The 24,872-nt window shown below is 70.6% G+C and carries 20 protein-coding genes; 12 read left to right on the top strand and 8 right to left on the bottom strand.

The annotated features are described in order from the left end of the window. Positions 1-28: 28 nt before the first annotated feature. Both BKK81_RS26480 and BKK81_RS26475 read left to right on the top strand, forming a co-directional pair. On the top strand, positions 29-997 hold the full coding sequence (locus tag BKK81_RS26480) for an aminomethyltransferase (protein ID WP_083384461.1): 969 nt from the start codon (positions 29-31) through the stop codon (positions 995-997). A 4-nt stretch (positions 998-1,001) separates the two neighbouring features. Continuing rightward, a complete protein-coding gene (locus tag BKK81_RS26475; protein WP_071019051.1) occupies positions 1,002-2,165 on the top strand; it encodes a glycosyltransferase in 1,164 nt (387 codons plus the stop codon). Between the two features lie 50 nt (positions 2,166-2,215). On the opposite strand, the gene hpnA is transcribed toward BKK81_RS26475, so the two are convergent. Continuing rightward, positions 2,216-3,217, bottom strand: coding sequence for a hopanoid-associated sugar epimerase (gene hpnA / locus BKK81_RS26470; RefSeq protein WP_071019048.1), 1,002 nt, complete (start codon positions 3,215-3,217; stop codon positions 2,216-2,218). 173 nt (positions 3,218-3,390) lie between these two features. Here hpnA and ispH point away from each other — a divergent pair, with 173 nt between their 5' ends. From ispH to BKK81_RS26440, 6 genes are read left to right on the top strand one after another with little or no spacing between them, the layout of a single operon-like run. Beyond that, the gene (ispH, locus tag BKK81_RS26465; RefSeq protein ID WP_071019046.1) at positions 3,391-4,386 is read left to right on the top strand and encodes a 4-hydroxy-3-methylbut-2-enyl diphosphate reductase; all 996 of its coding nucleotides are present in this window, start codon (positions 3,391-3,393) and stop codon (positions 4,384-4,386) included. A 17-nt stretch (positions 4,387-4,403) separates the two neighbouring features. Next, the gene (hpnH, locus tag BKK81_RS26460) at positions 4,404-5,567 is read left to right on the top strand and encodes an adenosyl-hopene transferase HpnH (protein WP_071019044.1); all 1,164 of its coding nucleotides are present in this window, start codon (positions 4,404-4,406) and stop codon (positions 5,565-5,567) included. Positions 5,568-5,572: 5 nt separating this feature from the next. Further along, positions 5,573-6,757 (top strand): bacteriohopanetetrol glucosamine biosynthesis glycosyltransferase HpnI, encoded by a 1,185-nt coding sequence (gene hpnI / locus BKK81_RS26455; protein WP_071019042.1) that lies wholly within the window; start codon positions 5,573-5,575, stop codon positions 6,755-6,757. Beyond that, complete coding sequence (gene hpnJ / locus BKK81_RS26450; protein WP_071019041.1) at positions 6,754-8,187, top strand: hopanoid biosynthesis associated radical SAM protein HpnJ; 1,434 nt, start codon at positions 6,754-6,756, stop codon at positions 8,185-8,187. The genes hpnI and hpnJ overlap by 4 nt, the downstream gene beginning before the upstream one ends. 32 nt (positions 8,188-8,219) lie before the next feature. Continuing rightward, positions 8,220-9,035 carry a hopanoid biosynthesis-associated protein HpnK gene (gene hpnK, locus BKK81_RS26445; protein WP_231908243.1) on the top strand — a complete coding sequence of 272 codons (816 nt, stop codon included), beginning with the start codon at positions 8,220-8,222 and terminating at the stop codon, positions 9,033-9,035. 7 nt (positions 9,036-9,042) lie between these two features. Next, positions 9,043-10,068, top strand: a complete 1,026-nt coding sequence (locus BKK81_RS26440; protein ID WP_071019037.1) for a lysylphosphatidylglycerol synthase domain-containing protein — start codon at positions 9,043-9,045, stop codon at positions 10,066-10,068. A 56-nt stretch (positions 10,069-10,124) separates the two neighbouring features. Here BKK81_RS26440 and BKK81_RS26435 read toward each other — a convergent pair whose 3' ends face one another. Further along, a complete protein-coding gene (locus BKK81_RS26435) occupies positions 10,125-10,763 on the bottom strand; it encodes an MlaC/ttg2D family ABC transporter substrate-binding protein (protein WP_071019036.1) in 639 nt (212 codons plus the stop codon). 287 nt (positions 10,764-11,050) lie between these two features. On the opposite strand from BKK81_RS26435, the gene BKK81_RS26430 reads away from it, so the two are divergent. Beyond that, a complete protein-coding gene (locus BKK81_RS26430; protein ID WP_083384460.1) occupies positions 11,051-13,783 on the top strand; it encodes an MMPL family transporter in 2,733 nt (910 codons plus the stop codon). A 26-nt stretch (positions 13,784-13,809) separates the two neighbouring features. Continuing rightward, on the top strand, positions 13,810-14,625 hold the full coding sequence (locus BKK81_RS26425) for an MlaA family lipoprotein (RefSeq protein WP_071019034.1): 816 nt from the start codon (positions 13,810-13,812) through the stop codon (positions 14,623-14,625). Positions 14,626-14,674: 49 nt separating this feature from the next. Here BKK81_RS26425 and BKK81_RS26420 read toward each other — a convergent pair whose 3' ends face one another. Further along, the gene (locus BKK81_RS26420; protein WP_071019032.1) at positions 14,675-15,352 is read right to left on the bottom strand and encodes a TetR/AcrR family transcriptional regulator; all 678 of its coding nucleotides are present in this window, start codon (positions 15,350-15,352) and stop codon (positions 14,675-14,677) included. Between the two features lie 94 nt (positions 15,353-15,446). Here BKK81_RS26420 and BKK81_RS36590 point away from each other — a divergent pair, with 94 nt between their 5' ends. Both BKK81_RS36590 and BKK81_RS26410 read left to right on the top strand, forming a co-directional pair. Further along, a complete protein-coding gene (locus BKK81_RS36590) occupies positions 15,447-17,735 on the top strand; it encodes an NAD(P)/FAD-dependent oxidoreductase (protein WP_083384459.1) in 2,289 nt (762 codons plus the stop codon). Continuing rightward, entirely contained in the window at positions 17,732-18,709 is a 978-nt protein-coding gene (locus BKK81_RS26410) for an alpha/beta fold hydrolase (RefSeq protein WP_071019030.1), read from the top strand. Before BKK81_RS36590 ends, BKK81_RS26410 begins: the two co-directional genes overlap by 4 nt. A gap of 52 nt (positions 18,710-18,761) precedes the next feature. Here BKK81_RS26410 and BKK81_RS26405 read toward each other — a convergent pair whose 3' ends face one another. The 5 genes from BKK81_RS26405 to BKK81_RS26385 form a co-directional block, all read right to left on the bottom strand. Then, on the bottom strand, positions 18,762-19,748 hold the full coding sequence (locus BKK81_RS26405) for a TonB family protein (RefSeq protein WP_071019028.1): 987 nt from the start codon (positions 19,746-19,748) through the stop codon (positions 18,762-18,764). A gap of 202 nt (positions 19,749-19,950) precedes the next feature. After that, positions 19,951-21,045, bottom strand: a complete 1,095-nt coding sequence (locus BKK81_RS26400; RefSeq protein ID WP_071019026.1) for a CaiB/BaiF CoA transferase family protein — start codon at positions 21,043-21,045, stop codon at positions 19,951-19,953. Between the two features lie 14 nt (positions 21,046-21,059). After that, the gene (locus BKK81_RS26395) at positions 21,060-22,037 is read right to left on the bottom strand and encodes a tripartite tricarboxylate transporter substrate-binding protein (protein WP_071019024.1); all 978 of its coding nucleotides are present in this window, start codon (positions 22,035-22,037) and stop codon (positions 21,060-21,062) included. Then, complete coding sequence (locus BKK81_RS26390; RefSeq protein WP_071019022.1) at positions 22,034-23,218, bottom strand: acyl-CoA dehydrogenase family protein; 1,185 nt, start codon at positions 23,216-23,218, stop codon at positions 22,034-22,036. Before BKK81_RS26390 ends, BKK81_RS26395 begins: the two co-directional genes overlap by 4 nt. Before the next feature lie 14 nt (positions 23,219-23,232). Continuing rightward, positions 23,233-24,786: an AMP-binding protein gene (locus BKK81_RS26385; RefSeq protein ID WP_071019020.1), complete on the bottom strand. Its 1,554-nt coding sequence runs from the start codon at positions 24,784-24,786 to the stop codon at positions 23,233-23,235. Between the last annotated feature and the right edge of the window lie 86 nt (positions 24,787-24,872).

Below are 24,872 nucleotides of genomic sequence, written 5' to 3'. Positions count from 1 at the left end.
GCAATTCTCTCTTTGCCCGAGGAACAGGATGTCCGACGCTCTAGACGCGCCGCCGCGTGAACCGCGGGCGGGCGCCGAGGACAGGGCCGCGGCCGTGGCGACTACCATCGCCCGCAAGGCCATCGAACAGGCCGACCACGCCATGCGCAACTGGATGGATCCGGAGCCGGGTCCGCTGCGCATCGGCTCCGAGCAGCACCTGCGCATGTTCTGCAACATGCTGCTGCAGACCCACAACCCCTACAGGCCGGCCGTGATCGAATGGCCGGCGCTCACGCCCGAGGCACTGCAGCGCGTGACTTCCCTGCCGATCTGGGACATCGCCGTGCAGACCGAGGGGCGCGCCTCGATCCGTGTCAAGACCTTCGCCCGGACCGTGGCCCACCCGCTGCTGCGCAGCGCGCTGGAGATGGACGGCGGCGAGGAGGCGCGCCACAAGGAGGTGCTGTCCAAGCTGGTCGAGGCCTATGGCATTCCGCTCGCGCCGGAACCCGACTACCCGCCGCCCGCCGATCCGGAATGGGGCTGGCTGGTGACCGGCTACAGCGAGTGCATCGACAGCTTCTTCGCCTTCGGCCTGTTCGCCGCCGCCAGGCGCTCCGGCTTCTTCCCGGCGGAACTGGTCGAGACCTTCGAGCCGGTGATCCAGGAAGAGGGGCGCCATATCCTTTTCTTCGTCAACTGGGCCGCCTGGTATCGCCGCAACCTGCCGTGGTGGCGCCGCCCGCTGTTCGCGCTCAAGGTGGCACGGGTGTGGGCCTTCCTGGTCTGGGAACGTATCGGCATCGCGCGCGGCATCGACGCCGACGGCGTGGCGCGGGATGCCAGCTTCACCATGAGCGGCAGCGCGGCGCTGGGCGAGGCCATGTCGGCCGCCGCCATGATCGATCTCTGCCTGGCCGAGAACGAGAAGCGCATGGCGGGCTATGATACGCGCCTGCTGCGCCCGGATACCGTGCCCCGCCTGGCCCGTTTTGCCCGCCGTTTCCTACGTTGATTCCATGTTCCTGAAGATTGCTTTTGCGCTGGCGCTGGTGTCGCTGGCAATCTGGTGCGTATTGCTGGGCGCACGCGCCGGTTTCTGGCGCGTGCGCAAGCCGGCGCCCTCCCCCAGGCCCGTCCTGTGGCCGGAAGTGATCGGCATCGTGCCGGCGCGCAATGAAGCCGACGTGATCGGCCGCGCCGTCGCCGGCATGCTCGGCCAGCGCTACGCGGGCAGGCTGCGCCTGGTGGTGGTCGACGACCACAGCGACGACGGCACTGCCGCCATCGCACGCCAGGCCGCGGCCGATATCGGCCGCGCGGACGCACTCACCGTGGTGTCGGCGCGCGACCTTCCCGCCGGCTGGAGCGGCAAGGTGTGGGCGCAGTCCGAAGGACTGGCGGCGGCCGACGCGATCGCGCCCGAGGCCCGCTATATCTGGCTCACGGACGCCGACATCCACCATGGGCCGGGCGTGCTGGCCGAACTGGTGGCGCGCGCCGAGCATGAGCAGCGCGACCTCGTCTCGCTGATGGTGCGGCTGCGCTGCGCTTCCTGGTGGGAACGCTTCATCGTGCCCGCCTTCATCTTCTTCTTCGCCAAGCTCTACCCCTTCGCCAGCATCCGCAATCCGCGCAGCAAGGTGGCGGGCGCGGCCGGCGGCTGCATGCTGGCCCGGCGCAGCGCGCTGGCGCGCATCGGCGGCTTTGCCGCCATCCGGCACGAACTGATCGACGATTGCAGCCTGGCGGCGCAGATCAAGCGCGGCGGCCCGATCTGCCTGGACCTGGCCGACGACAGCATCTCGCTGCGGCCCTATGACGACTGGCGCAGCCTGTGGGACATGATCGCCCGCAGTGCCTATACCCAGTTGCACTATTCGCCGTGGATGCTGGCCGGCGCCTGCCTGGGCATGGTGCTGACCTACCTGGCGCCGCCGCTGCTCGCGCTCGGTGGCCTGGCCGCCGGCGCGCTGCTGTGGCCGGCCTGGCTGGCCTGGGCGATGATGAGCCTGGCCTACCTGCCGATGCTGCGCGAGTACCGCCAGCCGGCCTGGCTGGCACCGCTGCTGCCCGCCACCGCCCTGTTCTACCTGGGCGCCACCATCGACTCGGCGCGCCGCTACTGGCTGCGCCGCGGCGGGCAGTGGAAGGGCCGCGCGCAGGCTCCCGTCCGTTCCTGAACCGTCCCGGATCCCGGAAGCCCCGCCACACCCGCCCTGCCGTGCCTGCCTTACCCCAGATAGCCAGCCTGCCGGAACCAGTCCAGCGCGTCGCGCAGGGCCTCCTGGTACGGCCGGGCGCGGTAGCCCAGCTCGCGCGCGGCCTTGTCCGAGCGGAAAAACATGCGGTATCGCGACATGGCGAGCCCGTCCAGGGTGATGAAGGGCTCCTTGCCGGTCACGCGGGCCACCGCCTCGGCCACGTGCGCCAGCGGGTACAGCGGCCAGCGCGGCAGTTGCACCGTCGGTGCGCGCCGGCCGCTCAAGCCGGCGATATCGCGCAGCATCTGTTGCAATGTGACGTCTTGACCACCCAAGATATAGCGCTCGCCGATGCGGCCCCGCTCCAGCGCCAGCATATGGCCCTCGGCCACGTCATCCACATGGGCCAGGTTCAGGCCGGTATCGACGAAGGCCGGGATCTTGCCGGTGGCCGCCTCGACGATGATGCGGCCCGTGGGCGTGGGGCGCACGTCGCGCGGCCCGATCGGCGTGGAGGGGTTGACGATCACGGCCGGCAGGCTCTCCTCGGCCACCATGCGCTCGACCGCGCGCTCGGCCAGCACCTTGCTGCGCTTGTACGCGCCGATGGCCTCGTCCGGCCGCATGCCGGCGGTCTCGTCCACCGGCGCGGTGGCACCCGCCACGCGCAGCGTGGCGACGCTGCTGGTGTAGATGATGCGCTCGACCCCGGCGGCGCGGGCGGCCCGCATCACGGTCTCGGTGCCTGCCAGGTTGGTGCGCACGATCTCCTCGGGATCCGGTGCCCAGAGCCGGTAGTCCGCCGCCACGTGGAACAGGTAGCGCACCCCGTCCAGCGCACGCGCCATGGCCTGGGCATCGCGCATATCGCCTTCGACCACCTGCAGCGGCAGGCCTTCCAGATTGCGGCGCGGGCTCGAGGCGCGTACCAGCGCGCGCACCTCGAAGCCGCGGGAGAGTGCCTGACGCGCCACGGCGGAGCCGAGGAAACCAGATGCACCTGTAACGAAAACTACATTTTTTACCGTCATGAGTCCTGTTGCGGTAGTGTCGCGGGCAAACCGGTCAACGGCCTGCCCTGCAGGGCGGCCGGACAAAGAAACCGGCAGCGGTATATAGTAACCACCGTGTTACGGAAATGTGATTCCGGAACAGCAATATTAATTTGTCTTTCACACCCATCCTTGGGTCGGGGGTTTTTTGTATGCAAGTGATTCTTGCCCAGCCCCGGGGCTTTTGTGCCGGCGTGGTGCGCGCCATCGAAATTGTCGACCGCGCCCTCGTCAAGCACGGCGCCCCGGTGTTCGTGCGGCACGAAATCGTGCACAATAAGCAGGTTGTCGAGGGGTTGAAGCGCAAGGGCGCGAAATTCGTCGAGGAACTGGACACGGTGCCTTCTGGCGCCGTGACCATTTTCAGTGCCCACGGGGTGTCCAGGCAAGTCGAGGCGGAAGCGCGCACGCGCGAACTGCACGCCATCGACGCCACCTGTCCGCTGGTCATCAAGGTGCATACGCAGGGCCGCCAGTACGCGGCCAGCGGCCGTGCCGTGATCCTGATCGGGCATGCCGGCCACCCCGAGGTGGAAGGCACGATGGGCCAGATCCCGGGCAAGGTCATCCTGGTGCAGAACGCGGCGGAGGCGGAAACGCTGGACCTGCCGCGTGACGCTCCGCTCGCCTACGTCACGCAGACGACGCTGAGCGTGGACGATACACGGGGTATCATCGCGGCGCTGGAGCGCCGCTTCACCGACATCGTCGGCCCGGACACCCGCGACATCTGCTATGCGACGCAAAACCGCCAGAGTGCGGTGCGTGAGCTGTCCAAGCACGTCGACGTGATCCTGGTGGTCGGCGCGACCAACAGCTCGAATTCCAATCGCCTGCGCGAGATCGGTGCCGAGAGTGGCGTGCCGAGCTACCTGCTTGCCGAAGGCAGCGAGCTGGATCCGGCCTGGGTGCGAGACGCGGCAGTGGTCGGCATCAGTGCCGGCGCTTCCGCGCCCGAGGAGATGGTGGAGGACGTGATCGCCGCGCTGCGCCGGCTGGGACCGGTCGACGTGTCGACCATGGAGGGTATCGAGGAACACGCCGAGTTCCGCCTGCCCGCCGAACTCGCCGACGCCCGCCCTGACACCGCGGCCGCCCGACAAACCGAACCGCAGCCGGCCCCGCTCAGCGTGGCCGACTGCACTTGAGAACTAGGAACACCGCCTTGGCCATTCCTTTCCTGCAGGTTGCCCGCGTGGGCACCTATATCGTGCGCAAGCACCTGTCCGGACAGAAGCGCTACCCGCTGGCGCTGATGCTCGAGCCCCTGTTCCGCTGCAACCTGGCCTGCAACGGCTGCGGCAAGATCGACTATCCGGATCCCATCCTGAACCAGCGCCTGTCGGTGCAGGAGTGCCTGGAGGCGGTCGACGAGTGCGGCGCGCCGGTGGTCTCCATCGCCGGCGGCGAGCCGCTGCTGCACAAGGACATGCCGGAGATCGTGCGCGGCATCATCGCGCGGCGCCGCTTCGTCTACCTGTGCACGAACGCGCTGCTGATGGAAAAGAAGATGGACCAGTACGAGCCCAGCCCGTACTTCGTCTGGTCGGTCCACCTGGACGGCGACCGCGAGGCGCACGATCACTCGGTCAGCCAGGAAGGCGTCTACGACAAGGCCGTCGAAGCCATCCGCGCGGCCAAGCAGCGCGGCTTCCGCGTCAACATCAACTGCACGCTGTTCAACGACGCCCAGCCGGAGCGCGTGGCGGCCTTCTTCGACACGGTCAAGGCCATGGGCGTGGACGGCATCACCGTCTCGCCGGGCTACGCCTATGAGCGCGCCCCGGACCAGCAGCACTTCCTGAACCGCGGCAAGACCAAGCAGCTGTTCCGCGACATCCTCAGCCGCGGCCGCGGCAAGAAGTGGTCGTTCAGCCAGTCGACCATGTTCCTCGACTTCCTGGCCGGCAACCAGACCTACCACTGCACGCCCTGGGGCAACCCGGCACGCACGGTGTTCGGCTGGCAGCGCCCGTGCTACCTGGTCGGCGAAGGCTACGTCAAGACCTTCAAGGAACTGATGGAGACCACCGACTGGGACGCCTACGGCACCGGCAACTATGAGAAGTGCGCCGACTGCATGGTGCACAGCGGCTACGAGGCGACCGCGGTGGCGGACACCTTCGCCCACCCGCTCAAGGCGCTCGGCGTGAGCCTGCGCGGCGTGCGCACCGACGGCCCGATGGCGCCGGACATCCCCCTCGACAAGCAGCGTCCCGCCGAGTACGTGTTCTCGCGCCACGTCGAGATCAAGCTGGCCGAGATCGGCCGCGCCAAGCCGTCCAAGGGCGGCAAGGCAGCCGCCAACCAGGCCGCGGAAGCCGCCTGAGGACGATGGCGGCAGCCTGGCCGACCCTGCTTGGCAGCGCGCTCGCCTCGGTGGCGGCGGGCTATGCCCTGGCCGCCGCCTGGGCCGGCCGGCGCGCGCCCGCGGCCTGGCCGGCGCCGGCCGCGCCGCGTCCGGTCAGCGTGCTCAAGCCGCTGTGCGGCGCCGAGCCGCGCCTGTACGAGAACCTGGCCGGCCTGTGCCGCCAGACGCATCCGTGCTACCAGATCGTGTTCGGCGTGCGCGACGCCGCCGACCCGGCCATCGCCGTGGTCGAGCGGCTGCGCGCCGACTTCCCCGCCTGCGACATCGCCCTGGTGGTGGATCCGCGCGTGCACGGCAGCAACCTCAAGGTCAGCAACCTGATCAACCTGTTCGCCGCCGCGCGCCACGATGACCTGGTGCTGGCCGACAGCGACATCGCCGTGCCGCCCGACTACCTGGTGCGCGTGGCGGCGCCGCTGGCCGACCCGCAGGTCGGCGTGGTCACCTGCCTGTACCGCGGGCGCCCGGTCGGCGGCCTGTGGTCGCGCCTGGGCGCCGGCTTCATCGATGGCTGGTTCGCGCCGTCGGTGCGCATCGCCCATGCCGGCGGCTCGCGCCGCTTCGCCTTCGGCGCCACCATCGCGCTGCGCCGCGGCACGCTGGCCGCCATCGGCGGCTTCGAAGCGCTGTCCGACCGCCTGGCCGACGACTTCTGGCTGGGCGAACTCGCGCGCCAGCTCGGCCTGCGCACGGTGCTGTCCGAGGTCGTGGTCGGCACCGACGTGACCGAGACGCGCCTGGCCGAGCTGTGGAGCCACGAGCTGCGCTGGCTGCGCACGATCCGCTCGCTGAACCCGGCCGGCTTCAGTTTCACCTTCATTACCTTCACCTGGCCGATGCTGGCGCTGGGCCTCGCCCTGGCGCCGCTGCCGGCGGTGCTGGCCATCGCCGCCGCCGGCGCGGCCGCGCGCAGCGTGCTCGCCGGCAGCGCCGGCGACGCGCTGCTGGCACCGCTGCGCGACATGCTGCTGCTGGCCGAATGGGCTGCCGCCCTGCCCGGCAAGCGCGTGCGCTGGCGCGACCAGGTGATGTCGACCCAAGACCGGCCCGCCACGGCGGCGGCCGCGCCACGTGCGCAGGCCGCCCGCCCGGAACCCGACAAACTCAACCCAGCCGCAAACGGCATCGTTTCCCGCAAGCCGCTATGACCGCCGCAAAGAAAACACTGTTCCTGCAAGCCCCCTCCTTCGACGGATTCGATGGCGGCGCCGGCTCGCGCTACCAAGCCAAGCGCGAAATCAAGTCCTTCTGGTACCCGACCTGGCTGGCGCAGCCGGCGGCCCTGATCCCGGGCAGCCGCGTGCTCGATGCGCCCGCCGACGAGCTGACCGTGCAGCAGACGCTGGACATCGCCGTCGACTACGACCTCGTCATCATCCACACCTCGACGCCCTCCTTCCCGACCGACGCCAAGTTCGCCGAGGAACTGAAGAAGCGCAAGCCCGGCGTGATGATCGGCATGGTCGGCGCCAAGCCGGCGGTGGACCCGGGCGGCACGCTGGGCGCCAGCGACGCCATCGACTTCGTCTGCCGCGAGGAATTCGACTACACCTGCATGGAAGTCGCGCAGGGCAAGCCGCTCAAGGACGTGCTCGGCCTCAGCTACAAGCTGGCCGACGGCTCGCACGAGCACAACGGCCCGCGCCCGATGATCGAGAACATGGACGAACTGCCCTTCGTCGCCCCGATCTACAAGCGCGACCTGAAGATCGACAACTACTTCATCGGCTACCTGAAGCACCCCTATGTGTCGATCTACACGGGCCGCGGCTGCCGCTCGAAGTGCACCTTCTGCCTGTGGCCGCAGACCGTCGGTGGCCACCGCTACCGCACCCGCTCGGCGGAGAACGTGATCGCCGAGGTGAAGTGGATCAAGGAGAACATGCCCGAGGTCAAGGAGATCATGTTCGACGACGACACCTTCACCGACTTCAAGCCCCGCGTGGAAGAGATCGCACGCGGCCTGGGCAAGCTGGGCGTGACCTGGTCCTGCAACGCCAAGGCCAACGTGCCGTACAGCACGCTGAAGATCATGAAGGAAAACGGCCTGCGCCTGCTGCTGGTGGGCTACGAGTCGGGCGACGACCAGATCCTGCACAACATCAAGAAGGGCCTGCGCACCGACATCGCGCGCCGCTTCACCGAGGACTGCCGCAAGCTGGGCATCCAGATCCACGGCACCTTCATCCTGGGCCTGCCCGGCGAGACGCGCGAGACCATCGAGAAGACCATCGAGTACGCCAAGGAGATCAACCCGCACACCATCCAGGTGTCGCTGGCCGCGCCCTACCCCGGCACGCGCCTGTACGACCAGGCCGTGGAGAACGGCTGGCTGGAGGAGAACAAGGTGATCAACCTGGTCAACGACAAGGGCGTGCAGCTCGCGGCGATCAGCTATCCGCACCTCAGCAAGGAAGAGATCTACCACGGCGTGGAGACCTTCTATAAGCGCTTCTACTTCCGCCCCAGCAAGATCTGGGAGATCGTGCGCGAGATGCTGGGCAGCTGGGACATGATGAAGCGCCGCCTGCGCGAAGGCGTGGAGTTCTTCCGCTTCCTGCGCTCGCACGAGGCCTGATCCTGGAACAGCCTGCCCACCCCGCCCGCGCACTGATCGTCACCGCCGACGACTTCGGCCTCACCACCGGGGTCAACGAGGCGGTCGAACTGGCGCACCGCGACGGCGTGCTCAACGCGGCCAGCCTGATGGTGGGCGCGCCGGCGGCGGCCGACGCGGTGGCGCGGGCGCGCCGCCTGCCGGCACTGCGCGTCGGCCTGCACGTGGTGCTGGCCGACGGTCCTGCGGTGCTGCCGCGCAGCGCGATCCCCGACCTGGTCGACGCCGAGGGCCGCTTCGGCTCAGCCATGGCGCGCGACGGCTGCCGTTTCTTCTTCCTGCCGCACGTGCGGCGGCAGCTGGAGGCCGAGATCCGCGCGCAGTTCGAGGCCTATGCGGCCACCGGGCTGCCGCTCGACCATGTCAACACGCACAAGCATTTCCACCTGCACCCGACGGTGCTGTCGCTGATCCTGCGCATCGGCCGCGCCTACGGCCTGCGCGCCATGCGGCTGCCGCTGGAAAACGGCGCACCGCTGCTGCTGCGCCCCTGGCTGGCGCTGCTGCGCCGGCGCCTGCGCGCCGCCGGTGTCGCCCACAACGACTACGTGGTGGGCATCGCCAACAGCGGCGGCATGGACGAGACGGTGCTGCTCGATGCCCTGCGCCGGCTGCCGCCGGGCGTGGGCGAGATCTACCTGCACCCGGGCGTGGAGTCCGGTGCGCGCGTCACGCAATCGATGGCTGGCTACCGCCACGCCGACGAACTCGCGGCCCTGTTGTCGCCGCGCGTGCGTGCCGCGATGGATGAAGTGGCGCCACGGCGCGGCGGCTTTGCCGACGTGTTCGGCGGCCTGGCGCCCGCCTGAAGCAAAGATGAAACGGATTGCCTATCTCACCGGCCTGTTCGGCCTGCTCGGCCTGACCGCCCTGGTGGCACACCAGGGTGTCGGCGACGTCGCGCACATCCTGGCGCAGGGCGGCTGGCTGCTGTTGCTGCTGGTGCCCTTCCACGCCGTGCCGCTGCTGCTCGATGCGCAGGGCTGGCGCGTGCTGCTGGCGCCGGCCGATCCCGGCCGCCGTGCCGGCCTGGGTTTCCTGTGGTGGATCGCGGCCGTGCGCGAGGCGGTCGGCCGCCTGCTGCCCACCGCCAGCATCGGCGGCGAACTGGTCGGCATCCGCCTGGCACGCCTGCGCGTGCACGACACCACGGCCGTCGCGGCAAGCGTGGTGGTCGAAGTGATGGTGACGCTGCTGGCCCAATACCTGTTCTCGGTGCTGGGCGTGCTGATGCTGCTGCTGGCCATGGACACAGGCGGCCATGCCACCGTGATCCTGGCCGGCCTGCTGCTGTCGCTGCCGGTGCCGGTGCTGTTCGCGCTCTCGCTGCGCCACAGCGCCATCTTCGAGAAGCTGGAAGGCGCGGCCAAGCGCATCTTCGGCGAGGACCACCGCATCGCCGTGATGATCGACGGCGCGCGCCTCGACGCCCAGATCCGGCGGCTGAACCAGCGCCGCGGCGTGCTGCTGCGGGCCCTGGCCTGGCAGTTCGCCGGCATGCTGGCGGGTACGCTGGAAGTGTGGTTCGCGCTGCATCTGCTGGGCCACCCGGTACCCTTGTGGCAGGCGCTGGCCATCGAGGCCCTGACCCAGGCCGTGCGCCATGTCGCCTTCTTCGTGCCGGCCGGGCTCGGCGTGCAGGAGGCCGTGGTGCTGCTGCTGGGCCACATGCTGGGCGTGGACCCGCAGACCTCGATGTCGCTGGCCCTGGTCAAGCGGGCGCGGGAAATCCTCTTCGGCGTGCCGGCACTGCTGTCCTGGCAATGGCTGGAACTGCACCGCTGGCGCCGTGGCGCGCCCAAGGCGGCGCCGGCCGACGCGCGCGAGGCGCCGCTGCCCTGAACCGCCGTGGCCGGCCCGCCTCGCGGCGGCCGGCCACGCAGGCGGTCGGCCGCCGATCAGGCGTCGGCGGCCTGCTTGGCGTTGTGGTTGATCAGGTACTTGACCAGGCCGTCGACACCGCTGCGCGCGACGATGTCGGCGAACTGCTTGCGGTAGACCTCGATCAGCCAGGCCCCCATCATATTGATGTCGTAGATGCGCCAGCCGCTGGGCGTGCGCTGCAGGCGATAGTCGATCTGCATCTCGTCGCCGTTGTTCATCACGCGCGTCTGCACCACCACGTCGTTCGGTCCCTGCGCAGCCTGTGCCGGCTGGTAGCGGAACTTGACGTTCTGGTCGCGCAACTGCGACAGCGAGACGGCATAGCTGCGCACCAGCAGCGCTTCGAACTGCTGGTGGAGCTGCGTGCGCTGCTCTGGCGTGGCGTCCTTCCAGGCTGCGCCGACGGCCAGCCGGGTGGTACGCTGGAAGTCGGTGAACGGCAGGAACTGGCGCTGGACCACCGCGGTGATCTTGGCCAGGTCACCGCTGCGCGTCTCGGGGTTCGACTGGATCGTGGTGATCACGCCTTCGACGGCGGCCCGCACCAGTTTGTCCGGGCTGGCCGTGGCGCGGTCGATGGCCTGCGCCTGCACGGTGGAGACCACGGCGACGGCGGCCAGCGGGATCAGGGAAACGATGCGATGGGTATTCATGCTGGAGGTGGAGGCTGGAAACTAGAAACGAGGAACGAGGAACGAGGAACTTGAGGCTTGGGCTTGAGCCCCGGGACGGGCGCGGGAGGCCCGCGTGACGGTGGCGGGCAGGGCCGGCCCCGCCGCCAGGAAACCTGATCTTGAGCCGGTCAGTAACGAAGAAGTATAGCCGAGCGGCTTGCCGGCCCGCCGCGAGGCACAGCAATCACATTGCGACTGCGCCAGCGGCACTCCCCCACCCCCACGCGGGTATACTCCCGGCTGCCGTACTGCACGCCACCCCTCACATGCTCACGTCGCTGCTCACCCGGATCGTCAAATTCTCTACGTCACGCGCCTGGAGCGTGATCGTCCTGGCCGGGCTGCTGAGCTTGCTCAGCGGCGTCTACGTGGCACGGCACTTCGCCATCAATACCGACATCGGCCGCCTGCTGGAATCCAGGCAGCCGTGGGCCCAGCGCGATGCCGCCATCGGCAAGGCCTTCCCGCAGCGCGAGCAGATGATCCTCGCGGTGGTCCAGGCACCCGCGCTCGAACTGGCCGATGCCGCCGCCAACGAACTGGCCGCCGCGCTGCGCCAGCAGCCGGCACGCTTCCATGCGGTCAGCCAGCCCGGCGGCGGCGAGTTCTTCGGCCGCAACGGCCTGCTGTTCCTCGATACCGGCGCGGTCAAGGAAACCACCGCGCAGCTGGGCGAGGCCCGGCCCCTGCTCAATGCGCTCGCGCGCGATCCTTCGCTGCGCGGCCTCTCCGATACGCTCTCGACCACGCTGGCGCTGCCGCTGCAGCTCGGCCAGGTCAAGCTGTCCGACATGGCCACCCTGCTCGGCCAGGGCGCCGGCGCGGTCGAGGGCGTGCTGGCGCACAAGCCGGCCGCCCTGTCGTGGATGGGCCTGCTCGACGCCGACATGCGGCCGGGCCCCGACGGCCTCGCGCGCAGCTTCGTCACGGTCAGTCCGGTGCTCGACTACAGCGACCTGGAAGCCGGCGCCGCGGCCTCGGCGGCGATCCGTGACGCAGCGGCCAAGCTGCGCCTGGCCGAACGCTTCGGTGCCGAGGTGCGGCTGACCGGGCCGCAGCCGCTGGCCGACGACGAGTTCGCCTCGGTCAGCGAGGGGGCCGCGCTGAACGGCGCCCTGACCGTGCTGGCGGTAATCCTGATCCTTTGGATGGCACTGCGCTCCAAGCGGCTGATCATCGCCGTGCTGATCAGCCTGTTCGCCGGTTTGCTGATGACCGCCGCGCTGGGCCTGGCCATGGTGGGCGCGCTCAATATGATCTCGGTGGCCTTCGCCGTGCTCTTCGTCGGCCTGGGCGTGGACTTCGGCATCCAGTTCGGCGTGCGCTACCGCGCCGAGCGCCATGTGGACGACAGCGTCGACGTGGGCACGGCGCTGGAGCGCGCCGCGCGCGTCTCGGCCATGCCGCTGGCGCTGGCCGCCGCCGCCACCGCCGCCGCCTTCTTCTGCTTCCTGCCCACCGACTACCGCGGCGTGGCGGAACTGGGCAAGATCGCCGGCGTCGGCATGATCGTGGCCTTCCTCGGCACCTTCACACTGCTGCCGGCGCTGATCTCGCTGATGCGGCCCGAGGGCGGCCGCGTCGCACCGGGGGTGCGCTGGCTGGCGCCCGCCGACGCCTTCTTCGAACGCCACCGCAAACCGGTGCTGCTCGCCACCAGCGCCGCCATCCTGCTGGCCTCGCCGCTGCTGCTGCACCTGCGCTTCGACTTCGACCCGCTCCACCTGAAAGACCCGCACTCCGAATCGATGGCCACGCTGCTGGCGCTGAAGGATGCGCCGCAGGCCGGCACCGACGACGTCAGCGTGCTGGCGCCCTCGCTGGACGCCGCCCGGCAGGTCGCCGGCAAGCTGTCGGCGCTGCCCGAGGTGGCGCGCGTGATCACGCTGCAGACCTTCATCCCGGCCGACCAGGGGCCCAAGCTCGAAGCCATCGCGGCCGCCGCGGCCAATCTGCAGCCGGTGCTGCGGCAGGCCTCTTCGCCGCCGGCCACCGACGCACTGCGCGTGGCCTCGCTGAAGCAGGCCGCGCGCCAGCTCGGGCTCGCCGCCGAGGACCATCCGGGCCCGGGCGCGGCCGAGGCCGCACGCCTCGGCAAGGCACTCAGGCAGCTCGCCGCCGCCGATGCCGCCACGCGCGACCGCGCGGAACAGGCGCTCAGCCTGCCGCTGCGCCTGGCACTGGCGCGCCTGGACCTGGCGCTGTCGCCGCAGCCGGTCAGCCAGCAAAGCCTGCCACCGGCGCTGGTGCGCGACTGGCTGGCGCCCGACGGCCGCGCCCTGGTCGGCATCAGCCCGAAACTGCCACCTGCCGGCGGCGCCGGCCAGGACAGCGCGCGCGAGCAGGCGCTCGGCCGCTTCATCGAAGCCGTGCAGCGGGTCGAGCCGGCGGCCACCGGCGGTCCGATCGTGATCCGCGGCTCGGCCGACACCATCATGACGGCCTTCGCCCACGCCGGCATCTGGGCCGTGCTGTCGATCACCGTGCTGCTGTGGATCGCCCTGCGCCGCGTCGGCGACGTGCTGCGCACCCTGGTGCCGCTGCTGGTGTCGGCCGTGGTAACGCTGGAGATGTGCGTGGCGTTCGGCATCGCGCTGAACTTCGCCAACGTGATCGCGCTGCCGCTGCTGCTCGGCATCGGCGTGGCTTTCAAGATCTACTATGTGATCGCCTGGCGGGCGGGCAAGACCCACCTGCTGCAATCCAGCCTGACGCACGCTGTGCTGTTCAGCGCCGCCACCACCGCCACCGCCTTCGGCAGCCTGTGGCTGTCGAGCCACCCCGGCACGTCCAGCATGGGCAAGCTGCTGGCGCTGGCGCTGGCCTGCACGCTGGCGGGCGCGGTGTTCTTCCAGCCGATGCTGATGGGCCGCCCGCGCCAGCGCGCCGGGGCCCGCCCCGGCACGGCCCCGGCGGACCCGGTGGCCGGCAGCGGCCAGCCCGGCAAGCGCCGCCGCAAACGCAGGAACAAGGCCAAGACCTCCTCGCCGGCGCGCTGAGCCGGCACGAACCCAAGACCAGAGCCATGCGCCGTACCTTTCCGCTTCTCCGCCCCCATCCGCTGCCCGTGCTGGCCGCCACCGCCCTGCTCTGCGCCGGCTGCGCGAGCGGTCCGCAGGCCTCGCCCGACGATCCGCTCGAGCCGCTCAACCGCGCCGTCTACCAGGTCAACGACAAGGTCGACACCTATGTGGCCCAGCCTGTCGCCAAGGGCTACAAGGCGGTGACGCCGCAACCGGTGCGCAGCGCCGTGACCAACTTCTTCGCCAACATCGGCGACGTCGGCAACGTGGTCAACAACCTGCTGCAGGGCAAGGCCGTGGATGCCACCGAGAGCTTCATGCGGGTGACCATCAACACGGTGTTCGGCATCGGCGGCCTGTTCGACGTGGCCACACCGGCCGGCCTGAACCGCCATTCGCAGGACTTCGGCCTGACCATGGGCGTGTGGGGCCTGCCGTCCGGCCCCTATCTGGTGCTGCCCTTCTTCGGCCCCAGCTCCGTGCGCGACGGTGTCGGCCTGGGCGCCAACTTCCTGCTCGACCCGACCACCTACATCGATCCGGTCTGGCGCTACAGCCTGTTCGCCGTCAACGTGGTCGACACCCGCGCCAACCTGCTGGGCGCCACCGACCTGCTGTCGCTGGCGGCGCTCGACAAGTACGCCTTCACGCGCGATGCCTACCTGCAGCGCCGGCGCTACCTGATCGAAGGCAGCCGCGCCGACAAGAACCTGCCCAACTACGAGGACAGCGAAAGCGAAGGCGAAGGCCAGGCGGCACCCAAGCCCGCCGGCGCCGCGCCCGCCGCACCCGCTCAGCCGGAACCGGCCAAGCCCTGACGCCCATCCCCGATTCCCATCCCGCACGCACGCGGCGCTGCCGCGCGCTTCAAACGCCCGCCTGAAGACAAGGCGCCGTGCCACCGGCCGGCGCCGCCTGTTGCGCCAGCACCACTGGCTTGCGCGTGATCACCAGGGCCAGCTGCAGCGCGGTGGCGGCCACCTGCTCGACCGCGGGCGCATAGCCGTTGCGGATCCAGCGCAGCGCGACATGCATGATGCCGCCGGTGGCGCCGGCCAGCAGCAGCGCATCCGGCTCCTCGCCGGCCGGCAGCAGGGCTTGCGCGAGCAGGCTGCCCAGCCCGCGCAAGGAGGCGTCCAGCGCCTCGTCCACCTGCTTGCTGACGCCCTGGATCTCCACCAGGAACACCCGCGCCGAGCGCGGATCGCGCTGCAGCGCGCCGAAATAGGCCTGCAGCATCGCCAGCGCGCGGCGCCGGCCGCTGCGGCCGGCCGCCTCGCCGGCCGCGACCAGCTGCTGCAGCAGCACCTGGGTCACCGTCTCGAAGGACGCTGCCAGCAAGGCCTCGCTGTTGGCGAAGGATTCATAGAAATAGCGCTCGGTCAGGCCGGCGGCCTCGCAGACCGCCTTGACGGTGGAATGCTGGTAGCCGCGCTCGCCATACACCTGGATGGCGGCGGCAACCAGCTGGCAGCGGCGCTGGGCGCGCCGCTCATCGGCATCGGCGCCGCGGTAGCGGCGGGCGGGGGAAAGCTCGGAGGTCATGCCGCCATTATGACATTCCCTATTGTCAGATTGGGTTGTCATAAGGAATCTGACAACCTAAAGTGTCAGAAGCGCATTTCATCCGGACCTCTCCATGACTGCCACCGCCCCCCAAGACTCACCGCTCGACGTCCTCATCGTCGGCGCCGGCCTGTCCGGCATCGGCGCCGCCCGCCAACTGCAGCAGCGCTGCCCCGGCAAGCGCTATGCCATCCTCGAGGCGCGCGCGTCGATGGGGGGCACCTGGGACCTGTTCCGCTATCCGGGCATCCGCTCGGATTCCGACATGTACACGCTGGGCTATCGCTTCAAGCCCTGGAAAGGCGCCAAGGCCATCGCCGACGGCCCTTCGATCCTCTCCTACATCCGCGAGACCGCCGACGAAGCGGGCATCACCCGGCACATCCGCTTCGGTCACAAGGTGATCCGCGCGGACTGGGACAGCGGCGCGGCCTGCTGGACGGTCGAGGCCGAACGCGCCGCCGACGGCAGCCGGGTGCAGTGGCGGGCGCGCCTGCTCTATGTCTGCGCCGGCTACTACAGCTACGCCGAAGGCCATCGGCCGGCCTTCGCCGGCGAGGAGAACTTCCGCGGCCGCATGGTGCATCCGCAGTTCTGGGACCCGTCGATCGACTATGCCGGCAAGCGCGTGGTGGTGATCGGCAGCGGCGCCACCGCCGTCACGCTGGTGCCGGCGATGGCGCAGAGCGCCGCCCACGTCACCATGCTGCAGCGCTCCCCCACCTATATCGTGGCGCGGCCGGGCCAGGACGCCATCGCGCACAAGCTGCGCCGCCTGCTGCCGGAGGGCCTGGCCTACGGCATCACGCGCTGGAAGAACGTGCTGCTGGGGATGTTCTTCTTCCAGCTGGCGCGCCGCCGCCCCGAGCAGGTCAAGCTGCGCATGGTCGGCATGGCCGCCGAACAGCTCGGCCCCGGCGTCGACGTCGGCACGCACTTCACGCCGCGCTACAAACCCTGGGACCAGCGCGTGTGCCTGGTGCCCGACGGCGACCTGTTCCGCGAACTGCGCGACGGCCGCGCCTCGGTCGTCACCGACACCATCGCGCGCTTCACCGAGCACGGCATCCAGCTCGACTCGGGCAAGGAACTGGCGGCCGACGTGGTGGTGGTCGCCACCGGCCTCAAGCTCAATATGCTGGGCGACATCGCCATCACCGTCGACGGCCAGCGGCGCGTGCCGGCCGAATCGATCGCCTACAAGGGCATGATGTTGAGCGACGTGCCGAACATGGTGCTGGCCTTCGGCTACACCAATGCCTCGTGGACACTGAAGGCCGACCTGACCGCCGAGTACGTGTGCCGCCTGCTGCGCTACATGGACCGCCACGGCCGCCGCATCGCGGTGGCGCGCCGCGACGGCCAGGTGCAGGCCGAGCCCTTCCTCGACTTCACCTCGGGCTACGTGCAGCGCGCCGCCAGCGTGCTGCCCAGGCAGGGCGACCGCAAGCCCTGGCGCGTGTACCAGAACTACTTCATGGACATGCTGACCATCCGCTACGGCCGCATCGACGACGGCGTGATGCAGTTCGACGCGCCGCTCGGCGCGCAGATGCAGCTCAAGGGTCGGGTGGCGGTGCTGACCGGCGCGGGCAGCGGCATCGGCCGCGCGCTGGCGCAGGCGCTGGCGCTGCGCGGCTGCCACCTGGCCCTGGCCGACCGCGATCGCGCCGGCCTGGAGCAGACTGCCGCGCTGCCGGAGCTGCGCCAGGTACGCGTGAGCCTGCACGTGCTCGACGTGGCCGACCGCGAGGCCGTGGCCGCGCTGCCGGTGGCGGTGATGGCCGAGCACGGCCGCGTCGACCTGCTGGTCAACAACGCCGGCGTGGCGCTGGGCGGCAGCTTCGAAGAGGTCAGCGAGTCCGACTTCGACTGGCTGATGTCGATCAACTTCCAGGGCGTGGTGCGCATGACGCGTGCCTTCCTGCCCCTGCTGCGCCGCAGCGACGATGCCCGCATCGTCAACCTGTCGAGCCTGTTCGGCCTGATCTCGCCGCCGGGGCAGGCAGCCTACTCGGCCAGCAAGTTCGCCGTGCGCGGCTTCTCCAACGCACTGCGGCACGAGCTGGCCGACAGCCGCATCGGCGTGACCGTGGTGCATCCGGGCGGCATCGCCACCTCGATCGCGCGCAATGCCCGCGTGGCCGGCGACATCCCGCGCGAACAGGTCGAACAACGCCTGAAGCGCACGGAAAAGCTGCTGCGCATGCCGCCGGCCAAGGCCGCGGATATCATCCTGCGTGGCATCGAGAAACGCCGCTCACGCGTGCTGGTCGGCAGCGACGCGGTGGTGCTTTCCCTGCTGGAGCGGCTTGCGCCGGTCCGTTACTGGAACCTGATCGGCCGGAGCCTGCAATCATGAGCGTCCTCACCACCGTCCTCCTCGCCGTGCTCGCGCTGCTGCTCGTGCTGGGCGCCAGCCTGGCCTGGTTCACCGGCCGCATCGCGCGGCGCATCGAACAGGGCATGCCGCCCACCGGCCGCTTCGTCGACGTGCCGGGCGCGCGCCTGCACGTGGTCGAGCGCGGCCAGGGTCCGGCCATCCTGCTGGTGCACGGCCTGTCCGGCCAGCTCGGCAACTTTGCCTACGGCATGATCGAGCCCTTGGCGCGCGACTTCCGCGTGATTGCGGTGGACCGCCCGGGCTCCGGCTATTCGACGCGCCAGCCCGGCACCGGCGCCGACCTGCCGACCCAGGCCGCCGCGCTGGCCGCGCTGATCGACCGGCTCGGCCTGGAACGCCCGCTGGTGGTCGGCCACTCGCTGGGCGGCGCGATCGCGCTGGCCCTGGCGCTCGGCCACCCGGAGCGCGTCGGCGGACTGGCCCTGCTGGCCCCGCTCACGCATCCGCCCGAAGGCGTGCCGGCGGTATTCAAGGCGCTCGCCACCGAGCGCCCCTGGCTGCGCCGGCTGATCGCCTGGACACTGGCGGTGCCGATGTCGATCGCCCGCCGCGAGCAGGTCATGTCGATCGTGTTCGGTCCCGACCCGGTACCGGAAGACTTCGCCACGCGCGGCGGCGGCCTGCTGGCGCTGCGGCCCAGCCACTTCATCGCCGCCTCCGAGGACCTGGTGGCGGCCGGCCACAGCCTGCCGCCGCAGGTGCCGGCCTATGCCGGTCTGCGCCTGCCGCTCAGCATCCTGTACGGACGCGAGGACCGCATCCTCGATCCGGCGCACAACGGCGAGGCGCTCGCCGCCAAGGTGCCGGGCGCCCGGCTGGTGCTGGTGCCGGGCGGGCACATGCTGCCGATCACGGCGGTGGACACCAGCGTGCGCTTCGTGCGCGAGGCCGCCACGCAGCTACACCGGCCCGAGGCGGTCGCCGTGGGCTGAGCGCGGCGCCGCCGCGCAGGCACCGGACGCGGCCTGCCACGGCCCGCCGCGCTCAGGCGGGGCGCTCGTTCTGCAGCGGGTAGGTGCCGGGCGGCACCAGTTCCTTCAGGCAGGCGTCACGCGCCTGCCGGCTGGCCACGAAGAGATAGGGCGCGACCGCGTCGTTGATGCGCTTGAGGCCGCCCCCGTCGAGAAAGGCCCTCAGGTCGGGGCTTTCCAGCATGCGGTTGGCCTCCAGCGCATCCGCACCGGTGATGCCGGCAGCCTCCAGCGCCTTGCCGGCCAGCGTCGCCTCCTTGACCTTGCGGCCCAGCGGCGAGTTCAGCAGGCGCGCCAGCTTGAGCATCAGGTCCGGATCGGACAGCACCATGGCGAAGCCGGGCCGCACCACCTGCTCCAGTACCGGCCCCGACAAGTGCCCGCGCGTGCATTCGACAAAGCGTGCCTTCGGCACCGGCCCGATCCGCTCGGGCAGCCTGGCGAAGGCCTTGTCCATGCCCGCCGTCACCACCGCGTCCACGTCATAAGCGCGCACCAGCACGCTGAGCGCCTCGTCGTAATTGGCGGGAAACACCTGCGGCGGCGGTGCGGCGCGCTGCTCGCTGTTCAGGGTCAAGGGTTCGGCCTGCGGCCGCGAGGCCCCGCCGCCGTCGGCAAGGTGGAACTCGAAGCGCGCCAGCGCGCTGCCGCGCACCGGGGCACCGCTGGCCGCATCGCGGAAGGGCTGGCACCTGGCCCGGCCCGCCGCGGCCAGCGCGGCGTCGTCGAAGGCCGCCTGGCCGGAGCCCTGCCGTACCTGGGCGAACTCGATGCTGCCGTCCAGGCCCAGCACCAGCTCGACCTGCACCCCTCCGCTGGCGTGGGCCGCGCGCAGGGCCGGCGGGAACACCGGCGGCTCGAGCTGGCAAGTGGTGGTGGCATGGGTGGCGGGATCGCGCAGCGGCATGGCAAGCGTCACGGCGCCACATAGAGCGGGCGCGGCGAGCCAGGCCGCCAGCAGCAGGAAACGCGGTGACGGCAGCTTGTGCGACCGTGGCATATGAGCTCCTGGGCGTGCGGGCGCGACCGTGCGTTGCATGAGGGGGTGGCTCTTGACGGCGTGATCCGGCGTGATCCGGCGTGATCCGGCATATTCGGCGGCGCCTGCCTGGGCGACGCCATCGTTTCCATCATACCCAGATTGCGCCGTGTCGGCGCACCCGCTCCCGCCGTCCCCGCCGCCACCCAGCCGCCACCCAGCGTCAGGTTCCGCCCAGCGGGGGCACCTCCGTGCCGCTGTCGGGCAGGCCGAGCGAGAACTTGACGGGAAAGCGCAGCGCGATCCCCTTCTCCTCCGGCAGCGAGCGGATCATGCCGCGCGCCTGCACATGGGGGTCATCGAACAGCGCTTGTGCCTCGAGCACGGGCGAGAACGGCAGGTCCCGCCCGGCAAAGGCCGCCTCCCATTCCGCCAGTGTGCCGCCCAGGAAGATGCCCTTGAGCATGGCGTGGACCTCTTCCTTGTAGCGCATCCTGCCCGCGCGCGTGGCGAAACGCGGATCGTGCAGCGCGGGATGCGCCGCGCCCAGGGCCTCGCCCAACGCCAGCCAGAACTTGTTCTCCAGGATGCCCAGCGCCAGCCAGCGGCCGTCGCGGGTGGCGAACAGGTCGTTGTCCGGCAGCACGCTGGGCGCGTCCAGCGGCTTGTCCGCGTGCGCGCGCGCGGCCCAGGCGCCGTGCGCCGTCCAGGACAGGATGGCGTCATGGATCGAGACGTCGAGATGCTGGCCGCGCCCATGCCGGCGCGCGCTCATCACCGCCACGGCCAGCGCCAGCGCGGCATAGCCCGAGGCCGCATAGTCCGACACGCGGGTGCGCGGGCGCGAGACCTTGTCCTCCACCTGCGCCGGCACCGACCAGTAGCCCGCCAGCGCCAGGTAGTTGAGATCATGGCCGGCATGGTCGGCATAGGGCCCGTCCTGCCCGAACCCCGAGATCGAGCACAGCACGATGGCCGGGTTGACCGCGGCCAGCGCCGCATAGTCCAGTCCCAGCCGCCGCAGCACGCCCGGGCGGAAGCCCTCGACCACGGCATCCGCCCCGCGTACCAGCGCGAGGAAATCCGCCTTGCCCTGCGCGCTCTTCAGGTCGAGCGCGAGCGCGCGCTTGCCGCGGTTGAACTGCGCGAACACCGCCGCGCCGAGCTGGCGCGAGGTGTCCCCCGTACCAGGCTGCTCCACCTTGACCACCTCGGCACCGAGCTGCATCAGCAAGGTGGTCGCATGGGGACCCGGCAGCAGCTGGCTCAGGTCGATGATCTTCACGTCCTTCAGGCAGGACCACTCCGCTTTCTCCATCGCACCAGCTCCGATCAGGTCGACTCCATGCCGATCTCGTTCATCAACGCGCCGTAGCGGCGGGCGTCGCCGGCCACCAGCGCGGCGAATTCGGCCGGCGAAGGGCTGCGGCGCAGTTCGCCCGCCGTGGCGCGCAACTGTGTGTCGAACGCCCCGCTGGCCTGCACCTGGCCGACCGCGGCGAACAGGCGCTGCAGCAGCGGCGCCGGCAGCCCGGCGGGCGCGAACAGCCCGCTCCAGTTGTCGATGACGAAACCCGGCGGCAGCGCCTCGGCCAGCGTCGGCACCTCGGGGAAGTACGGCGAGCGGGCCGGCGACGACACCGCCAGGGCGCGCAGCTGCCCGTTGTGCAGGTACTGCGCGGCGGTGCCGAGCACCGGCATGCCGAAGTCGGTCTGCCCGCTCAGCATCGCGGCGACCAGTTCGGTGGCGCCCTTATAAGGCACGTGCAGGGCCCGGGTCCCGCTCTGGTGCAGCAGCATCTCGACGGCAAGATGGGCGATGCTGCCCTTGCCGCCGGAACCAAAGCTGAATCCGCCCGGCTTGCGCCGCAGCGCGGCCACCAGGTCGGCCACGCTGCGGTACGGCGCCGATGCCGGCACCGCCAGCACGGTGGGCCCGCCCGCCAGCGCGGCGATCGGCGTGAAATCGCGCGCAGGATCGTAGGGCGGGCGGCGGAAGGTGTGCACATTGATCACGTGCGTGTTGGCCAGCACGCCCAGCGTGTAGCCGTCGGGCGCGGCGCGCTTGAGCATGCCGGCGCCGATCACGCCGCCCGCGCCGGCCGCGTTCACCACCACCACCGGCTGCCCCAGGCGCTGGCGCAGGCCCTCGGCCAGCACGCGCGCCGTGCTGTCAGGCGCGCTGCCGGCCAGGAAGGGCACCAGCAGGCGGAGCGGGCGCTTCGGGTAGCCGGCGTCCGCGCGCGCCGGGCCGGCCAGGCCGCCCAGCGCCGCCGCCCCGGCCAGCGTCAGCCATTGCCTGCGGTTCATGACGGTTCTCCCTGCGCCGGCTGCAGGATGGCGCGCGCGATGGTGTTGCGCTGGATCTCGCTGGTGCCGGTGAAGACGCGGAACATGCGCAGCTTGCGGAAGGCCTGCTCGACCGGGTGGCCGCGCGTGACGCCCACGTTGCCATGGATCTGCACCGCCTTGTCGGCCACCTCGAAGCAGCGTTCGGAGACGAACAGCTTGCAGGCCGCGGCCTTCATGCGCAGGTCGGCGCCGGCATCGGCCAGCGCGGCGGTCTGCGCGATCATGCTCTCGCAGGCCCACAGCGCGGCCGCCATGTCAGCCAGCATGTGCTGGATGGCCTGGTAGCGCGCAATCGGGCCGCCGAACTGGCGGCGCTGGCCGGCGTACTGCAGCGACGAGCGGTAGGCGCGCATGGCCAGTCCCAGCATGCTCGGGCAATGCAGCAGCCGGTTCACGTTGATGCGCGACATGCCCAGCTTGAAGCCGTTGCCCTCGCCGCCCAGGATGTTGGCGCGCGGCACGCGCACGTCGGTGAAGGTGATGTCGGCGTCGATGTGCTGGCCGGACATCGGCACATAGTCCTGGCTGACCTTGACCCCGGGCAGGTCAAGGTCGACCAGCACCGCGGAGATCGCCGGCGGCGAGGCGCCGGCGTCGGTGACGCACATGACGATGGCGAAGTCGGCGAAGGGCGCACCGCTGATGTAGTGCTTGCCGCCATCGATGCGCAGCATGTCGCCGTCGGCCACGGCGCTGGTGGTGATGCTCTGCGCGTCCGAGCCCGAGTGCAATTCGGTCAAGGCAAAACAGACGGATTTCTCGCCGCGGATCACCGGCTTGAAGTAGCGTTCGAGCTGGTCCGGCGTGGCGTACTTGAGCATATTGCCGACGCGCGGCGGGCCGCCCAGGTCGCCCAGCACGTGCGGCGCCAGCACGGCGCCGCTGGCAGCCAGGTCAGCCTTGAGCGCACACTGGGCGGCGATGCTCAGGCCCTGCCCGCCCAGCGCCACCGGCAGGCAGGCCTGGTAGAAGCCCAGCTCGCTGGAGCGGCGCCATACCCCCTGCAGCACCTCGCGCGGCCAGGGCGCCTCGGCGTCCAGGCCCAGCTCGCGCTCGAGCGGCACCAGTTCCTCCTCGACGTAGCGCCGCATGCGCGCGCGCAGGTCGACCAGGGCGGGATCGGTCAGATGATCGAACATGGCTTGCTTCCTCCTCAGTTCACGCGGCGGGCCACGCCCTGCCAGTACGGCTCGCGCACGACCTTGCGCGCCACCTTGCCGCTCGGGTTCTTGGGCAGTTCGCCGACGAACTCGACCGAGCGCGGCGTCTTGTAGTCGGCGATGCGCTCGCGGCAGTGCGCGATCAGCGCGGCGGCCTCGAGCGCGCGCCCCGGGCGCAGCGCCACCACGGCCTTGACGCTCTCGCCCCAGGTCGCGTCGGGCACGCTGATGACGCAGGCTTCCATCACGTCGGGGTGCTGGTAGAGCACGGCCTCCACCTCGGTCGGATAGACGTTGAAGCCGCCCGAGATGATCATGTCCTTCTTGCGGTCGACCAGGTAGATGAAGCCCTCCTCGTCCACCCGCGCCAGGTCGCCGGTGCGCAGCCAGCCGTCGACCAGCACCTCGCGCGTCAGCTCCGGCTCGCCCCAGTAGCCCTGGAACACATCCTCGCCACGGATCACGATCTCGCCGATGGCGTCGCCCGCCACCTCGCGCCCCTGCTCGTCGACCACGCGCACCTCGGTCTCGCCGTGCGGGCGCCCGCAGGAGGCCAGCCGCCCGGGCCGGCCGGCGATCGCCTCGGCGTGGTCGGCGGTGGACAGCCGCGTCACGCCCGAGGTCGACTCGCTGGCGCCGTAGCCCTGCGACAGGATCGGCCCGATGCGCTCCCAGGCCTCGCGGATGCGCGCCGGCGCCATCGGCGCGGCGCCATAGCTCAGCGTCTTCAGGCTGCTCAGGTCGGCCTGCTCCAGCGCCGGATCCGCCAGCAGCATGTGGATCATCGCCGGCACCATGAACACATGGGTGATGCGCAGGCGCGCCACCTCGGCCAGGAAATGGGCCGGCTCGAAGCGATCGAACAGGACCAGCGTGGCGCCGCAGTACAGGAAGGGCTGCATCAGCATGCCGGAGGCATGGGTGACCGGGCCGATCAGGGCCAGGCGGTCGCCCGGCCGCGCCTGCCGGTCCATGCCCAGCAGCATCTTGCGCAGCGACGCCATGCGATTGCCGTAGCTCTGCACGGCGGCCTTGATGCGGCCGGTGGAGCCCGAGGAAAAATGCAGCACGGCGGCATCGGCCGCCGCCGCACGATGCGGCGGCCGGCTGGTGCCGCCACGCGCCAGCAGGTCCTCGTAGCCGAGGTAGCCGGCCGCCGGCCCGCCCAGCGCCACGAAGGCCTCGACCGCGGCGAAGCCCGGCGTGGTGCGCGCGTAGCCGGTATAGCCGTCGCCGCCGATGAAGGCGCGCGGCGTGCAGTTCTCCACCACGTCGCTGGCCTCGGCGGCGGTGAAGCGCGGATTCAGCGCCGCCTTGACCAGGCCGGACTTGTACAGCGCGCATTCGATCTCGACCAGTTCCGCGCAGTTGCGCGACTGCACCGCGACGCGGTCGCCGGGGCGCAGGCCGAGGCCCAGCAGGGCGTTGGCCAGCCGGGTGGAACGCTCGTCGAGCTGGCGGAAGCTGAGCACGCGCTCGCGATGCATGACCGCGGGCCGGTCGCCCCAGTAGCGCGCGGCCCGCTGCAGGAAGAGGGCAAAAGCCATCGTTGTCTCCTTGATGTATCCGGCCCCCAGTCTGTAAGATGCCCCCCATTCCTACAATGGCGCATCAGCTATCAAGCCATAACCAT

It is taken from the genome of Cupriavidus sp. USMAHM13, assembly GCF_001854285.1.
Taxonomy (GTDB): Bacteria; Pseudomonadota; Gammaproteobacteria; order Burkholderiales; family Burkholderiaceae; genus Cupriavidus; species Cupriavidus malaysiensis.
The sequence above is the reverse complement of the archived record's forward strand: the minus strand, read 5'-3'. Positions and strand labels throughout refer to the sequence as shown.

Coding starts and splice junctions, on each gene's coding strand:
- hpnI (WP_071019042.1), top strand. CDS start 5,573: ATGGCGGCAGCCTGGCCGACCCTGCTTGGCAGCGCGCTCGCCTCGGTG.
- BKK81_RS26430 (WP_083384460.1), top strand. CDS start 11,051: ATGCTCACGTCGCTGCTCACCCGGATCGTCAAATTCTCTACGTCACGC.
- BKK81_RS26420 (WP_071019032.1), bottom strand. CDS start 15,352: ATGACCTCCGAGCTTTCCCCCGCCCGCCGCTACCGCGGCGCCGATGCC.
- BKK81_RS26410 (WP_071019030.1), top strand. CDS start 17,732: ATGAGCGTCCTCACCACCGTCCTCCTCGCCGTGCTCGCGCTGCTGCTC.
- BKK81_RS26440 (WP_071019037.1), top strand. CDS start 9,043: ATGAAACGGATTGCCTATCTCACCGGCCTGTTCGGCCTGCTCGGCCTG.
- BKK81_RS26425 (WP_071019034.1), top strand. CDS start 13,810: ATGCGCCGTACCTTTCCGCTTCTCCGCCCCCATCCGCTGCCCGTGCTG.
- BKK81_RS26475 (WP_071019051.1), top strand. CDS start 1,002: ATGTTCCTGAAGATTGCTTTTGCGCTGGCGCTGGTGTCGCTGGCAATC.
- BKK81_RS36590 (WP_083384459.1), top strand. CDS start 15,447: ATGACTGCCACCGCCCCCCAAGACTCACCGCTCGACGTCCTCATCGTC.
- ispH (WP_071019046.1), top strand. CDS start 3,391: ATGCAAGTGATTCTTGCCCAGCCCCGGGGCTTTTGTGCCGGCGTGGTG.
- BKK81_RS26395 (WP_071019024.1), bottom strand. CDS start 22,037: ATGAACCGCAGGCAATGGCTGACGCTGGCCGGGGCGGCGGCGCTGGGC.
- BKK81_RS26405 (WP_071019028.1), bottom strand. CDS start 19,748: ATGCCACGGTCGCACAAGCTGCCGTCACCGCGTTTCCTGCTGCTGGCG.
- hpnA (WP_071019048.1), bottom strand. CDS start 3,217: ATGACGGTAAAAAATGTAGTTTTCGTTACAGGTGCATCTGGTTTCCTC.
- BKK81_RS26385 (WP_071019020.1), bottom strand. CDS start 24,786: ATGGCTTTTGCCCTCTTCCTGCAGCGGGCCGCGCGCTACTGGGGCGAC.
- hpnJ (WP_071019041.1), top strand. CDS start 6,754: ATGACCGCCGCAAAGAAAACACTGTTCCTGCAAGCCCCCTCCTTCGAC.
- BKK81_RS26480 (WP_083384461.1), top strand. CDS start 29: ATGTCCGACGCTCTAGACGCGCCGCCGCGTGAACCGCGGGCGGGCGCC.
- BKK81_RS26435 (WP_071019036.1), bottom strand. CDS start 10,763: ATGAATACCCATCGCATCGTTTCCCTGATCCCGCTGGCCGCCGTCGCC.
- BKK81_RS26400 (WP_071019026.1), bottom strand. CDS start 21,045: ATGGAGAAAGCGGAGTGGTCCTGCCTGAAGGACGTGAAGATCATCGAC.
- BKK81_RS26390 (WP_071019022.1), bottom strand. CDS start 23,218: ATGTTCGATCATCTGACCGATCCCGCCCTGGTCGACCTGCGCGCGCGC.